Origin of the sequence: Bacillus sp. JJ1609, assembly GCF_036967045.1 — a bacterium.
In the GTDB taxonomy this organism is placed as follows: Bacteria; Bacillota; Bacilli; order Bacillales; family Cytobacillaceae; genus Mesobacillus.
The window spans coordinates 84,318-98,245 of record NZ_JBALSS010000003.1 but is presented as its reverse complement, the minus strand read 5'-3'; the positions used below and the strand labels follow the sequence as shown (position 1 = coordinate 98,245).

The following is a 13,928-nucleotide window of genomic DNA, read 5'->3' as shown; positions in this document are numbered from 1 at the left end:
CGAGGGGCTAGGCGCTGGAGCTAGACAAATATAAAACAGACATAAAAAAAGCGCCTATATAACTAGTTTGCAGTTGTACCGAACATTCCAAGGCAGTGACAATTATATCATAAATGATATTAAGATGGACGTGATATTATAAATTAAAAGCCAGTCACCTTAAAAAGAGCGTATTTTGTAACAAAATAGTTAAAGTTGGACTATTTTATCTCTTTTCGCTTTCAATTTCTCCAAACGGTGTCACAATCTTGGCATGCCCCCTGATTTTGATAGCAGATGTATGTTCAGTAAACTGTGCGATCATGACCTCGCCTTTATCAAGCTTTTCAGAATGATGGAAACGAGTATCCGTCCCTCTTGTAAGCCCAATCACATTCACTCCATCTTCAATAGCTTTTATTACTACGTAATCCGTGTTTACACTTGGTTTCTTATCCATTATTATCCCCCTTACAGGAAAAATAAAGCATCTAAAGGCTAAAAGAATTACTTTTAGCCATGATTACTATTTTAACCTTTAATCAATGACAGGATTTCTGCACGAGCATTTACATCTTCCGCCAAAGTCCCGCGTACAGCAGAAGTTACCGTTTTCGAGCCCGGCTTCTTGACTCCTCTCATTGTCATACACATATGTTCTGCTTCGACAACAACCATCACTCCATGAGGGTCTAGTTTTTCCATTATCGAATTTGCAATTGTGGAGGTAATCCTCTCTTGAAGCTGCGGTCTTTTCGCTACTGCTTCAACCGCCCTTGCAAGCTTGCTAAGCCCTGTTACCTTTCCGCCTCTTGGAATGTATGCGACATGGGCCTTACCGAAGAATGGGACCAAGTGATGTTCACACATAGAGTAGAACGGGATATCCTTAACCAATACTAGTTCCTCATGATCCTCACCAAAAATTGTTTCAAAGTATTCCTTCGGATCTTGGTTCAATCCGGAGAAAACTTCTTCATACATTTTTGCTACACGTTTTGGTGTATCAAGTAATCCTTCACGGTTTGGATCCTCGCCTACTGCTTCTAATATTAAACGTACCGCTTCTTCAATCTGGGCACGATTGACGTTCGACATCTGCATTTCCTCCTATGTTCCATAAATCTGATTATAATCGCGCATATTAAATAAGCTATTTGATTATAATATTTTCATCTTAGCATAACCATTTCAGTGCAAGCAAAAACTTTCCCTTTGGCTGGCAAACAAAAAAGGCCGCGAACAGGTCGCGGCCTTTTGCTTAAGCATACGCTCAGTGCGTCGTATGTAATTATTTCACTGCATCCTTAAGCGCTTTGCCAGGTTTGAAAGCAGGCACCTTGCTTGCAGAGATTTCGATTTCGTCGCCAGTTTGTGGGTTGCGGCCTTTACGGGCAGCGCGCTCACGCACTTCGAAGTTACCAAAACCGATTAACTGTACTTTGTCCCCATCTTTTAATGCATTTAAGATTGAATCAAAAACAGCGTCAACTGCTTTTGTTGCATCCTTTTTAGAAAGCTCACCAGCTTCTGCAACTGCATTGATAAGTTCTGTTTTGTTCATGCCATTCACCTCCTCCCAAAGATATCCCATTGCTCAGAAATAAAGCATTGTTACTACATTTCTAAACAAAACAAATGAATTCTATACGTTGCTTGTGGATTTTATTCACACAGGTCGTAAAAAACCGTGAAAATGAAATCAATTTGCCTTAAATCCTTATTATATAAGGGTTTGAAAGCCACAACGCTAATTCTGTTAAAAGATTATCACAATGTTTTCTTCTTATCAAGATAATTTCGAGAAATAATGGGAATCTTTTCTTCTTTGAAACATAATTGTAATATGTTAACCCTTTTTACTTACCCCATCGGTTGAAAATAAAACATTTACACTTTTATTTGAGGGCTAAGTTAATTAGACTGTTGATTTCCGCTCCAGGCATTCGTTTTCCGCGGTGCTTCCGTTGAGCCTGCAGGAGTCGAGTACCCTCCGCTCCAATCAACAGAAGCTAAAATCCACATTTACATTTATCACAGCCATTTTGAAAATCCAATCGTCAAAGTCCTTAAATCAAATGAGGGAAATTACAAAGCATATAAAAACAAAAAGACTCCCAGGAGGAGTCCAATTATAAAATGATTGCAATTAATCCGCCAGATCCTTCGTTAATGATTCGTTCCAGCGTTTCTTTTAATTTATAGCGGGCATTTTCAGGCATCAGGCTTAGCTTGGCTGAAATTCCTTCGCGCACGATAGAGCTTAAGCTTCTGCCAAAGATATCTGAATTCCAGATTGATAGTGGATCATCTTCGAAGTCCTGCATTAAATATCGGACGAGTTCCTCACTTTGCTTCTCTGTACCAATGATTGGAGAGAACTCTGACTCGACATCCACTTTAATCATATGGATCGATGGCGCTACAGCCCTTAGACGAACTCCAAATCGCGCACCTTGGCGAATGATTTCTGGCTCTTCCAGGCTCATGTCAGACAGTGAAGGAGAAGCAATTCCGTATCCTGTTTGCTTAACCATTTTAAGAGCATCTGAAATCTGGTCAAATTCCGCCTTGGCATATGCAAATTCCTGCATTAGCTCAAGCAGGTGATCCTTGCCGCGGATTTCCACGCCGACGATTTCCTTGAGGATATCATCGTATAGGTCATCTGGGGCATATAAATCAATCTCAGCTACACCCTGGCCCATTTCAATGCCGGCAAGGCCAGCACGGTCAATGAACTCGAAATCGCTGAATTGGTGGACGACTCTGTCGACATCTCTCAATCTTTTAATGTCTTTTACTGTTTCTTTCACTGCTTCTTGATAGCTTTCACGCAGCCAGTGATTTTCTCGAAGCACCATTACCCAGCTAGGAAGGTTAACGTTCACTTCAAGTACAGGGAACTCATAAAGTGCTTCCCTCATAACATTTAGCACATCAGATTCCCTCATGCTCTCAACACTCATTGCAAGCACTGGAATATCATATTTATCAGCTAGCTGAGCTCTCAGTGTTTCTGTATGCGGGTGGTATGGCTGTGCACTGTTGATCACGATGATGAACGGTTTCCCAACTTCCTTCAATTCCTCAATTACTCTTTCTTCTGCTTCGATGTAATCCTGTCTTGGGATTTCCCCAATTGTCCCATCAGTCGTAACAACAACTCCAAGAGTAGAGTGCTCTTGAATAACCTTCCTCGTTCCAATTTCTGCAGCTTCGTGGAATGGAATAGGTTCTTCATACCAAGGTGTATTGATCATTCGTGGGCCATTTTCATCCTCATAACCCTTCGCTCCAGGAACAGTGTAGCCAACACAATCTACGAGCCTGATATTGACATCCAGGCCTTCTTCCACGTGCACGGATGCTGCCTGGTTGGGAACGAATTTCGGCTCAGTCGTCATAATAGTTTTACCTGCGGCGCTCTGCGGCAATTCATCTAGTGCTCTTGCCCTGTCAGCCTCATTATTAATATTAGGTAAAACCACCAGCTCCATAAATTTTTTGATAAAAGTGGATTTGCCAGTACGCACCGCACCAACAACACCCAGGTAAATATCGCCGCCAGTCCTCTCGGCAATATCCTTAAAAATATCTACCTTTTCCAAGTGATCCCCTCCCGATCATAGAGTTAGTGGGAATAATATCATCCAAATTAGTAATCTGGGACAGTATATATTTATGATGTTGTCCTATATCGATATGACAATTATTTATTTTTTTACCTCCTTATTTTTTATTCACAAACAAAAGACTTCTAAGTGTCCTTTTATGAGAACAGTTGATTTCTTTTTTAAGACAAAAAAAAACCCTTCTTCTACAATATATTTTGCAGAAGAAGGGTTATGACTATTTCTCTAAAAAGATTGGTTCGCTCGTGCTCTTATCAATAGTGTATGGAAGAGAATATGCAGGTACAAACATCGATTCATTTACTAGGATATGGCGGATATCTTCGCCCTCATTCAAATCCAGCTTTGTTGATTTAATCGCCTGGTAAAGATCGCTCCTGTAATCAACGAAGATCTCTCCATCAGTCGATATGATGAAATGAAGGTTCTGGTTAGTGAAAGGGCTGGTTGCAACAGGTTCTTGTTTATAGCCGATCTTTTTAAAATCCAGTGTATAGATATTATCCGCTATTTGATCCTTGAAAGGCGGATAACCATTCGCTTCAATTCTCATTTTGATTTCACGGATGGTTTCTGCGATTCGTAAATCCAGCAATTTAACGGTAGGGTTTTCCTCAACATCAACGAGGACATATTGGAATATACCGCCGTTTTCATATGCGTTTCCTGGCGGTTCAGATAAATATTTAGGTGCTATTTTTTTAAAATCTATAGGATACTTTTGATAGATTGGTGTCTCAGCATCCCTTGTTTTAATTGGCAAAATACCGCCATTCGCTTCCTGAAATTGTTCCACAGCTGACTGTACACTGTCCAGTTGATCTTTATAAGGAACTTGATTCTGAACAAGTTTTTCTTCCGGATACATGCAGCCTGTCAATGTGATCAAAACAAGGATGAATGGCAGAAAGAAACGGAATTTATTCATTAATACCAACCCTTTAATCCTATGTATTTTATTCGCTCGTCGGGCCGCTGAACACAACAAAAAAGATAATCAGTCCAGCAGTGATCATTAAAATATAGGCAATGACCGCCGTAATAACCTTAAAGAAACCTTTTAGCTTAAATCTGCTCAAATAAATTGCAAGCAACGAGGCGATCATACAGCCCATGCCAATAAAAGATACGTACATCTTTAATAATGCCGGTGACAAAATAAACCCCTCCCTTTTCCGAGAAGTATTATAACATAAGCGGAGATCAAATTAATATTCCTAAAATACATTATGTAAAGCAATCAACTTATAACTTATAACTTAAAACTTCGATTCCGTTCCAGTCGCTTCAATCAATGGGACTTTAATATGCAACTGTGATCTTTAACATAAAAAAGCTGAGGTAAAGAAGGGGCGGACAACTTTACCTCAGCCTATATTGACTAAATACCCTATCACCCAGTTCAAACCACCAGTTTGCTTCGATGCATTTTATGCAAGCAAAAAGGAAATCGCATCCTCGAATGCCTATTTTAACAATATTATTCTCAGGAAAATTTTTCTGATCAGTTTTTCCCGCCAAGAATGTCAGCTAAATCTTCCATTTCATGTGTTTTCTGCCGGGACATTAAATCGTCTACCGCGTCCTTTGGGTAAACATTATTGAACAGGATGTTATAAAGAGCATTTGTTATAGGCATATTCACGTCATACTTTCCAGCGAGCTGGTATGCAGCCTTGGTTGTTCGTACACCCTCTACAACCATCCCCATGTTCTCAAGGACCTCATCGAGGTTTTGCCCCCTGCCGAGCAGGTTACCAGCCCGCCAGTTGCGTGAGTGGACGCTTGTACACGTCACAATCAAATCCCCAATTCCGGTTAAACCTGAAAAAGTCAAAGGACTCGCACCCATTTTCACACCCAGGCGTGCTATTTCCGCAAGACCCCTAGTGATCAAGGCAGCCTTCGCGTTATCACCATAACCCAATCCATCTGAGATACCAGCTGCTAAAGCAATGATGTTTTTCAGTGCCCCACCGATTTCGACACCAATTAAATCAGGGTTGGTGTAAACTCTGAAGTTATTGTTGATAAATAAATCCTGGATTTTTTCAGCTGATTCCATAGCCTTTGAAGACACTGTTACCGTTGTTGGGTGGCGCAGGCTGACTTCTTCAGCATGGCTCGGGCCGGAAAGCACCACAACACTATCAAGCAACTCAGCTGGCATTTCCTCTTCAATCATTTCGGAAATCCGCAGCAAGGAATCTGGTTCTATTCCTTTGCTTACATGGACAATAAGTAAAGAATTCGCATGGACATCTGTCATTTTCCTGATTACTTCACGAATCGCCTTTGTTGGAACCGCCATGATTACGGTTTTTACCCCAGCTAACGCCTCTTGAAGCGAAGAATATCCAATGATGGTTGCAGGCAGAGTAATTTCGGGAAGATACTTCTTATTGGTATGCTGCTGATTGATTTCGTCTATTTGGGCAGGATTCTGGCCCCACAGTCGAACCTCATGTCCATTGTCAGCGAGGACCATTGCCAATGCTGTTCCCCAGCTTCCGGCACCAAGGACAGCTATTTTCTCTCTCTTCCGTTCCATTTAAACCACAACCTTTTTATTATTTTCTTTCTCTGGCAAAAATCTTAATCGGAGTACCTGTGAAATCAAAGGCATCCCGAATCCTGTTTTCAAGAAAGCGCTCATAAGAAAAATGCAATAACTCAGGCTCATTGACAAATACAACAAATGTCGGCGGCTTGGTTGATACTTGAGTCGCGTAATAAATCTTAAGCCTTTTCCCTTTATCTGACGGCGTTGGATTCATTGCAACAGCATCCATGATTACTTCATTCAGGATGTTAGTTTGTACCCTCATCGCATGGTTTTCACTTGCCAAATCGATCATCGGCATCAATGTATGGATACGCTTCTTCGTTTTAGCCGATAAGAAAACAATCGGTGCATAGCTTAAGAATTGGAAATGAGCGCGAATCTTTTCCTCAAATTCCTTCATTGTTTTTTCATCTTTTTCAATTGCATCCCATTTATTGACGACAATGATAACAGCCCGTCCAGCTTCTTCCGCATAGCCGGCGATATGCTTATCTTGCTCTATGATGCCTTCTTCTGCATTGATGACAATAAGAACAACATCTGATCGCTCAATTGCCCTTAATGCCCTTAGAACACTGTACTTTTCAGTTGTTTCATAAACTTTTCCCTTTTTTCTCATACCCGCGGTATCAATAATGAGATATTTTTGCCCATTATAAGTAACCTGCGAGTCAATCGCATCCCTTGTCGTTCCTGCAATATCACTGACAATGACGCGTTCCTCACCGAGGATGGCATTTACAAGTGATGACTTTCCTACATTTGGACGCCCAATCAAAGAGAATTTAATTGCATCTTTATCGTAGTCATCGTCCTTTGGATCAGGGAAATGTTTTGCCGCCTCATCAAGCAAATCACCTAGTCCAAGGCCATGTGAGCCTGAGATAGGAAATGGTTCACCAAAACCTAGAGCGTAAAAGTCGTAAATCATATCTCTCATCTCAGGATTGTCAATTTTATTAACAGCAAGCACTACAGGCTTGTTTGATCGATAAAGGATTTTGGCTACTTCTTCATCAGCAGACGTGACCCCTTCTCTCCCATTCACAAGGAAGATGATTACATCTGCCTCATCAATTGCAATTTCAGCCTGCTGGCGGATTTGATCTAGGAAAGGCTCGTCTCCTAAATCAATTCCACCGGTATCAATAATGTTAAAATCATGTGTCAGCCATTCAGCTGAACTGTATATACGATCCCTTGTTACTCCAGGAATATCTTCAACGATCGAAATACGTTCACCAACGATTCGGTTAAAAATCGTAGACTTGCCGACATTCGGACGCCCAACGATAGCTATCACTGGTTTCGTCATGAATATCACCCTTTCAAATTCTATTAATGCAGGTCGCCGACCTGGCCATAACAATTTCAAACTTCTCAGGTTTTCATCATTAGTAAAGGTTCATTCTTGGTCGCTGGCTGGTACACACAATCAGCTAAAAGAAATAGCCTTATAAAATAAACCCTTCTCAGTATACAGAAGGGTCTGGCTTTATCAGTTTATCAAAAGATGCCGTATACAGGCAATGAAAACATTTCCTGTCAATGTTTCACAATGATAAAAAGCTCCTCAGTGAGCGCGTGGGCAATCCCATCAAGAATGGCTTCCAGGTTCGCTGCGACAGTTTCCATCTCTTCTTTCGTATCACAATGGAACACGGCAGTTCCGGATGGTGCTTTCTTTGGATTGGTAGTGATGACCGCAAGTACAAACTTCTCAAGCATCAATTCCCAGCACCTCCAGCAGTACTTTTCTTCTCAGAAGGCATCCTGATTGCATTTTCTAGCGTAGGGACATCACCAATGATACTTATTGCCCGTTCGATATTCCGTTCTTGAGGCAGAACGAATACGCCAACTCTCCCATCATCTAGATCTCTCTTTGCCAGCGGCACAAGAGCAGGTGTCCCTGAATCGCGGTACACTCCAAGTGCAGTAGATAAATCATGAAGCACCGCTTGTCTCTGGCCCAGATTTGCGATCGTGGAGCGAGCATTCATATTTTTGGGTTTTAGAATAAATCCCATTCCGTAACTAAGAACTTCTTTTTGGCGTTCAGGCAGACCTATGTTCATAATGTAAATATTATCCACGTAAAGTCCAGCACCTTCAAATCTCGGTTCAACATATTCAATCTCTACAATATTTTTCAGCTTTCCACCAGACATTAGCAGCTTGGAAATAAAAAGTGCAACAATCGCTCCGATTATCCCTGCCCAAATATTGATCAAAAGGTAAGCAAGCGTGCTGACAAGGGAGGTAAATATAACAAGATAATTTCGGCTTTCAAAGGCTATCGCAATTCCTTCAATATATGTCTTGCCTCTAGAAACAAGCTCATAACTGTCGAGTTCCGTCAGGGTATTCCTCTCCATATTCCTCACTTCCCTGAATTGTGAAGCTGCGAGTGTCAAAAAGGTGATTGCCGTAAATTCTTCTTCCATAATGGCAGGGCCAGCAACAGTACCAAGCCCTGCAGCAATAAAACCAAGTGCAACATGGATGATCTTTCCGTGCAAATACGTTGGGTATTGGCGATAATCCGTCCGAAGCATAAAAAGCCTCGCAAGTGTTCCCGTCGCAATCCCGAAAACGATGGGCAATGTGTATTCATTCATGTAGTTTTTGTTCCTTCCGTTCCGCTTGATTAAGCGTACTCCTAGACATTATGGCTATAGCCGTTTCAATAGCTGACCAAGTTATCAGCATAGCTAAAGAAATGATCAGAATATCCAAAAAGGCTAGAGATGATATTGAATAAGGAAAGTTAAATTGCCAAAGGATCATTGAGTACAGGATTTCACCTTGCAAAAATCCCGAAATCAATGCCAAACCCCGATTGTATTTGTTCTTCTGTAGTAAGAGCGCAAGATAAAAGCCAATTGCTGCAATCATGATTTTTCGGTCAAAAAGAACCCAAACAGGATCATACAATTCAAAAAGCAAAAAGCTTGTATATGCCAGCATGATAATGAATGAAGAAAGGTACAAATAAAGAAATGAGCCTGTCTTTTTTTTCCTTGTCTCTATAAATAAGAACATGGCAATTGAAAATGCCGAGAGATGTAAATCAAAAATAAACAAATGAATCTTATATGGCGCAGCTACAATGGCAGCCAAAAGCCAGACAGCAATTTTCATCCTTGCGGGATTTTTCTTATCCATAAAAAAGGTAGCCCAAATCCATGCCATCCACGCCAGCCAATAAAAATATAGACCCTCCATTATTCCCCTCCTATCATTTCCATTATGGCAATTACTTATGTAATTTAATCTTCTTTGCATAAACTTTTTGCACTGTTCCATGTTAAGAAAAGGGGAAAAGTTCATCAGTGAGGCCATACGGCTATAAGCATCATGGATGGATATTCTGGAGCTAATTGCTGCCTTCGAGCTTTATAACACGTGCTGCACCCCCCGAAGTGGTTTGTGTAGATAAAGTCTGCAAGGGTTGAAAACAACCCTTGAGGCTGATCTCAAACTCAAAGAAGGCATATAACAAATAACTTTTCTTAAAATCCATGAACAGGAGGTGCAGATATGGGAAGAGACAGACAGGAAAAGAAGTTAAAGAAAAGCCGCCGAGTAGAATCAGACCGTGACCAGGCATTGCATTATCCAGGAGCAACTAAAATGCAAAGTCCGGAAGAGGCACGTACCCTCAATGATGGCAAGTATAGCTAATCATCATTAAAACAGACAGAAGACCCCTGCAAATTTTGCAGGGGTCTTCCGTTACCTCCGGCTAAACGCCTTCGTATCTATTCCTCTTTGCTCAAGCCAATGATGGGTATCGCCGGAAATCACAAGAGGAACTCTCCTAAGCTCTTCAATACTGTTCGCTCCGAGAGCAGCCATAATGACTGACATTTCTTTTTTTATTAACTCAATTTCATTTACTACACTTTCAACCCCATGCTCAAGAAGAATCTTAAGCAAAAAGCCTGCTAATGCTGCGGCATCTGCACCCAGCGAAAGAGCCTTAACAATTTCTGCGCAGTTTTGTATTCCACCTGAGGCAATCAAAGAGATTTCCGGTGACGCAGCCCTGCACTCCACGAGTGAAGCTGCAGTAGGAATGCCCCAGTTATCAAAAAAAGACAGTACACGATTTCTACGTTTGTTTTCAATGGCTGCGAAATTGGTTCCTCCAAATCCGCCAATATCGATATACCGTATTCCTGAAGAAGTAAGCTCAGTTGCCGTTTCAGCACTGATGCCAAATCCAACCTCCTTTACGATAACAGGTATTCCCACCCTTTGCTGGATTTCGATGATCCGCTGCAAAGCCCCTTGAAAATTCCTGTCACCCTCAGGCATGGTCAATTCCTGAACGACATTCAGATGGATTTGGATCCCATTTGCTGCAATCATATCAACTGCTGCCAACGCCTGTTCTACCGTTGCTTCACTGCCCAAATTAGCTAGAATAACCCCATCTGGATGCATTTCCCTTACAACCTCATAAGTCCTGCGTTCTGCAGGATCTTTCAAGGCAGCCATTTGTGATCCTACTGCAATAGCTGAACCAGTCTCCTTTGCAGCAATTGCAAGGTCACGGTTAATTCGATATGTTCTTTCTCCGCCGCCGCCTGTCATTGCATTGATAAAAATTGGCGAACTTAATGAAAGTTCGCCAATTTGAGTCTGCAAATTTATTAATGCTAGATTGGTATCCGGCAAGCTTTGGTGAACAAACTTGATATCGTCAAAACCAGTAAGCCGTTTTTGGCCTGTTTCAAGTGCATATTGAATATGGTCCCATTTCCTCTTTGATCTTGACACTATTTATCACCATTACTATTTTAGATTCTTTAGCTTGTCTCCAATCATATCACCTAGACTGAAGCCTTTTGATTCTTCTGGAAGTTCGTAGTCAAAAGCTTCATTGCTTTCTCTCTCTTCAAACTCCTTCATGCTAAGTGACAATCTTTGATCAGCCTTATTCGCTTCAAGTACCTTCACCTTAACATTCTGTCCTTCTTTCAGGACTTCATGCGGAGTGCCGATATGTTTATGTGAAATTTGTGAAATGTGGACGAGACCTTCCACTCCCGGAAATACTTCTACAAACGCGCCATAAGATACGAGACGTTTGACAGTACCTTCATGAGTGCTTCCTTTTGGAGCTTTTTCCTCGATGTCAGCCCATGGTCCAGGCAGTGTTTCTTTAATAGATAATGAAATACGCTCATTGTCCCGGTCAACGCTTAAAACCTTAACTTGAACCTTTTGGCCTTCCTCAACTACGTCAGACGGCTTTTCAACATGCTCGTGGGAAAGCTGTGAAATATGAACAAGCCCATCAACTCCGCCAATATCAACAAATGCGCCAAAATCTGTGATTCTCTGGACAGTTCCTTCGATTACCTGTCCTGCCTGGATTGCAGAAAGCAGGTCCTGTTTTTTCTTTCCTTGTTCTTGTTCCACGACAGCGCGGTGAGAAAGAATCAGGCGATTTTTCTCCTGCTCAAGCTCAACAATTTTAAAGCTGAGCGTTTTGCCCTTATAATCCGAGAAGTCCTCTACAAAGTGTGATTCAACTAGTGATGCAGGCACAAAGCCGCGGACGCCTAAGTCAACAACCAGACCGCCTTTCACTACATCCTTAACCTCTGCTTCGAAAACCTCGCCGCTTTCAAATTTCCCTTTGAGCTGATCCCATGCTTTTTCTGCATCTACTTTTCTCTTTGAAAGAATTAATGCTTCTTCTTCAACCTTCTGGACTTCTAACTCCAATACATCGCCAACTGATACTGCATCTTCAGCCTTTTCCACATGAAGACTGGATAGCTCACTGATAGGAATGATTCCATCAAGTTTGCTGCCCTCAATGTCGACAAGGACTTGCTTTTCTTCTACTTTGGTTACCTGGCCTTTGACACGGTCACCATTTTCAAAATTTTTAACCTCGATTTGATTCATATCTTCTGACATATGTACTCCTCCTTAATCCATGACTGCTGCAAAATTATATGCTTTTGTGGTGGCTTCACCACATTGAAAAACAACATAATTAAACTACTAAGTGAAAATTCTAAAAATATCTCTTCTTAATAACTTCTTACAAACAGGCATTTTTGTCAAGCAAGAAACATTACTTATATGGGGTTATCAGCTTTTGGATTTCACTCATAATCAAGTCGGTTGCCTCTTCAGCATTCAGCTTGTTAGCCCTGACAGAATCCATATCAATTGGCTTTCCGTACACTACTCTCAATTTATTAAATGCTTTATAAGGGCCGATGATCGCACAAGGAACAACATAGGCATCTGACCTTAGAGCAAAGAAACCCGCTCCTGCAAGTCCCTTACCCATTTCACCTGTCTTGCTTCTTGTTCCCTCTGGAAACAATCCTAAAACCTTTCCTTCTTTTAAAATTCCAAGTCCTTTTCTTAATGCTTCCCTATCGCTCATCCCTCTCTTAACAGGAAACGCATTAACGTTGCTTACAATTTTCCCAAGTACAGGCACTGAGAAAAGCTCATCCTTTGCCATGAAATGTACAGGTCGTTTGGTGGTAGTTCCTACAACAAGCGGATCAAGGTTGGAAATATGATTAGCACAAAGAAGAACTCCTCCTTCCGAAGGAATGTTCTCCTTTCCTATAACCTCAATACGGTAAATTGGTTTCATTACGGTATTTACAACTGATCTAGCAAATGAATAAAACGTCAATGTCACCCGATCCTTTCAAGCGCCAATTCCATTATTTTTTCGACCACATCTGCGATTGACAAGGATGTAGTATCGATTACAACGGCATCATCTGCCTTTTTAAGTGGTGCAACCTCGCGCTCTGAATCAATTTTATCCCTTGCGGAAATCTCCGCTTTCAATTGTTCTAAATCTGAGTGAAATCCCTTCTGGGTATTCTCAGCATGCCTTCTTTGTGCTCTTTCCTCCACACTGGCAAGAAGGAAAATTTTCACCTCCGCATTGGGAAGTACGTGAGTCCCAATGTCCCTGCCATCCATTACTACTCCGCCGTCTTTCGCAAAGATTTGCTGCCGCTTCACCATTTCTTTCCTTACTTGCTCATGGATTGAAGCATACGATACTTGATTTGTCACCTCAGCAGTTCTGATTTCCTGAGTGACCTCGATTCCATCAAGCACAACTTTTTGCCCCGCTTCTCCTGGGAAAAGTTCAATAGTAGTATCATTCAAAAGACTGATTAAGTCTGTTTCATCATTTAAGCTGACGCCTTCTCTTAAAGCCTTGTATGTAAGTGCACGGTACATAGCCCCTGTGTCAATGTATACATATGCAAGTTTTTCGGCTACAATTTTCGCAACCGTACTTTTCCCCGCTGCTGCAGGACCGTCGATAGCAATAGAAATTCGTTTACTCATATTTCCTCCTGGTACAATCAATGTTGTTGCAATATATTTTCTCTCTTATTTTAACACAAAATTTATTTATTCCTCTTTAATCATTTCATTTTTTAGTGAACAATCTAATTAAAATTATGTAAATTGATAGAAACAATTAAGCATCCGGTGTTCATGCAACATCTACTCTAAAATATCGTTTAAATCGGAAGATAGCAATGCCGATTACTTCTTACATAAGATGTGCTTTAATTCCAGCTCCAGACATCAATAAATACAACAATGACCATAAATCAAATCAACATAAAAAAAGCAGGCATATGACCTGCTTACAGTTTGTCGACAAATATACAGTCCATCGAGGAGTTATTGAAACCCTGTTGATTGGAGTGGAAGGCGCGTAGACTCCT

At 41.2% G+C, this 13,928-nt stretch carries 16 protein-coding genes; 1 reads left to right on the top strand and 15 read right to left on the bottom strand.

Features of this window, described 5'->3' with window-relative positions:
* Nucleotides 1-205: 205 nt before the first annotated feature.
* From mtrB to V7654_RS02305, 11 genes are all read right to left on the bottom strand, one after another.
* Nucleotides 206-439, bottom strand: coding sequence for a trp RNA-binding attenuation protein MtrB (gene mtrB, locus V7654_RS02355; RefSeq protein ID WP_335375701.1), 234 nt, complete (start codon nucleotides 437-439; stop codon nucleotides 206-208).
* 71 nt (nucleotides 440-510) lie between these two features.
* Nucleotides 511-1,077 carry a GTP cyclohydrolase I FolE gene (gene folE, locus V7654_RS02350; protein WP_041965672.1) on the bottom strand — a complete coding sequence of 189 codons (567 nt, stop codon included), beginning with the start codon at nucleotides 1,075-1,077 and terminating at the stop codon, nucleotides 511-513.
* Nucleotides 1,078-1,270: 193 nt separating this feature from the next.
* Nucleotides 1,271-1,543: an HU family DNA-binding protein gene (locus V7654_RS02345; RefSeq protein ID WP_079509561.1), complete on the bottom strand. Its 273-nt coding sequence runs from the start codon at nucleotides 1,541-1,543 to the stop codon at nucleotides 1,271-1,273.
* A 568-nt stretch (nucleotides 1,544-2,111) separates the two neighbouring features.
* On the bottom strand, nucleotides 2,112-3,590 hold the full coding sequence (gene spoIVA, locus V7654_RS02340; RefSeq protein ID WP_335428163.1) for a stage IV sporulation protein A: 1,479 nt from the start codon (nucleotides 3,588-3,590) through the stop codon (nucleotides 2,112-2,114).
* A 241-nt stretch (nucleotides 3,591-3,831) separates the two neighbouring features.
* A complete protein-coding gene (locus tag V7654_RS02335) occupies nucleotides 3,832-4,542 on the bottom strand; it encodes a hypothetical protein (RefSeq protein ID WP_335428161.1) in 711 nt (236 codons plus the stop codon).
* 28 nt (nucleotides 4,543-4,570) lie between these two features.
* Entirely contained in the window at nucleotides 4,571-4,771 is a 201-nt protein-coding gene (locus V7654_RS02330) for a DUF2768 domain-containing protein (protein ID WP_335428160.1), read from the bottom strand.
* Nucleotides 4,772-5,118: 347 nt separating this feature from the next.
* Nucleotides 5,119-6,165, bottom strand: a complete 1,047-nt coding sequence (locus V7654_RS02325; protein ID WP_335428158.1) for an NAD(P)H-dependent glycerol-3-phosphate dehydrogenase — start codon at nucleotides 6,163-6,165, stop codon at nucleotides 5,119-5,121.
* 19 nt (nucleotides 6,166-6,184) lie between these two features.
* The gene (der, locus tag V7654_RS02320) at nucleotides 6,185-7,495 is read right to left on the bottom strand and encodes a ribosome biogenesis GTPase Der (protein ID WP_335428157.1); all 1,311 of its coding nucleotides are present in this window, start codon (nucleotides 7,493-7,495) and stop codon (nucleotides 6,185-6,187) included.
* Nucleotides 7,496-7,725: 230 nt separating this feature from the next.
* Nucleotides 7,726-7,908, bottom strand: coding sequence for a capping complex subunit for YIEGIA (locus V7654_RS02315; RefSeq protein WP_438825242.1), 183 nt, complete (start codon nucleotides 7,906-7,908; stop codon nucleotides 7,726-7,728).
* Nucleotides 7,908-8,801: a YIEGIA family protein gene (locus tag V7654_RS02310; RefSeq protein ID WP_335428154.1), complete on the bottom strand. Its 894-nt coding sequence runs from the start codon at nucleotides 8,799-8,801 to the stop codon at nucleotides 7,908-7,910. The genes V7654_RS02315 and V7654_RS02310 overlap by 1 nt, the downstream gene beginning before the upstream one ends.
* Nucleotides 8,794-9,408, bottom strand: coding sequence for a YphA family membrane protein (locus V7654_RS02305; protein ID WP_335428152.1), 615 nt, complete (start codon nucleotides 9,406-9,408; stop codon nucleotides 8,794-8,796). The genes V7654_RS02310 and V7654_RS02305 overlap by 8 nt, the downstream gene beginning before the upstream one ends.
* Nucleotides 9,409-9,723: 315 nt before the next feature.
* Between V7654_RS02305 and V7654_RS02300 the strand changes: the two genes are divergently transcribed.
* Nucleotides 9,724-9,867, top strand: coding sequence for a YpzI family protein (locus V7654_RS02300; protein WP_335428151.1), 144 nt, complete (start codon nucleotides 9,724-9,726; stop codon nucleotides 9,865-9,867).
* Nucleotides 9,868-9,918: 51 nt separating this feature from the next.
* Here the strand turns inward: V7654_RS02300 and fni are convergent, their stop codons facing one another.
* From fni to cmk, 4 genes are all read right to left on the bottom strand, one after another.
* Nucleotides 9,919-10,968: a type 2 isopentenyl-diphosphate Delta-isomerase gene (fni, locus tag V7654_RS02295; RefSeq protein ID WP_335428150.1), complete on the bottom strand. Its 1,050-nt coding sequence runs from the start codon at nucleotides 10,966-10,968 to the stop codon at nucleotides 9,919-9,921.
* Nucleotides 10,969-10,983: 15 nt separating this feature from the next.
* On the bottom strand, nucleotides 10,984-12,120 hold the full coding sequence (gene rpsA, locus V7654_RS02290) for a 30S ribosomal protein S1 (RefSeq protein ID WP_335428149.1): 1,137 nt from the start codon (nucleotides 12,118-12,120) through the stop codon (nucleotides 10,984-10,986).
* Nucleotides 12,121-12,280: 160 nt separating this feature from the next.
* Nucleotides 12,281-12,862 (bottom strand): lysophospholipid acyltransferase family protein, encoded by a 582-nt coding sequence (locus V7654_RS02285; protein WP_335428147.1) that lies wholly within the window; start codon nucleotides 12,860-12,862, stop codon nucleotides 12,281-12,283.
* Between the two features lie 2 nt (nucleotides 12,863-12,864).
* Nucleotides 12,865-13,539: a (d)CMP kinase gene (gene cmk, locus V7654_RS02280; protein WP_335428145.1), complete on the bottom strand. Its 675-nt coding sequence runs from the start codon at nucleotides 13,537-13,539 to the stop codon at nucleotides 12,865-12,867.
* Nucleotides 13,540-13,928: the final 389 nt, after the last annotated feature.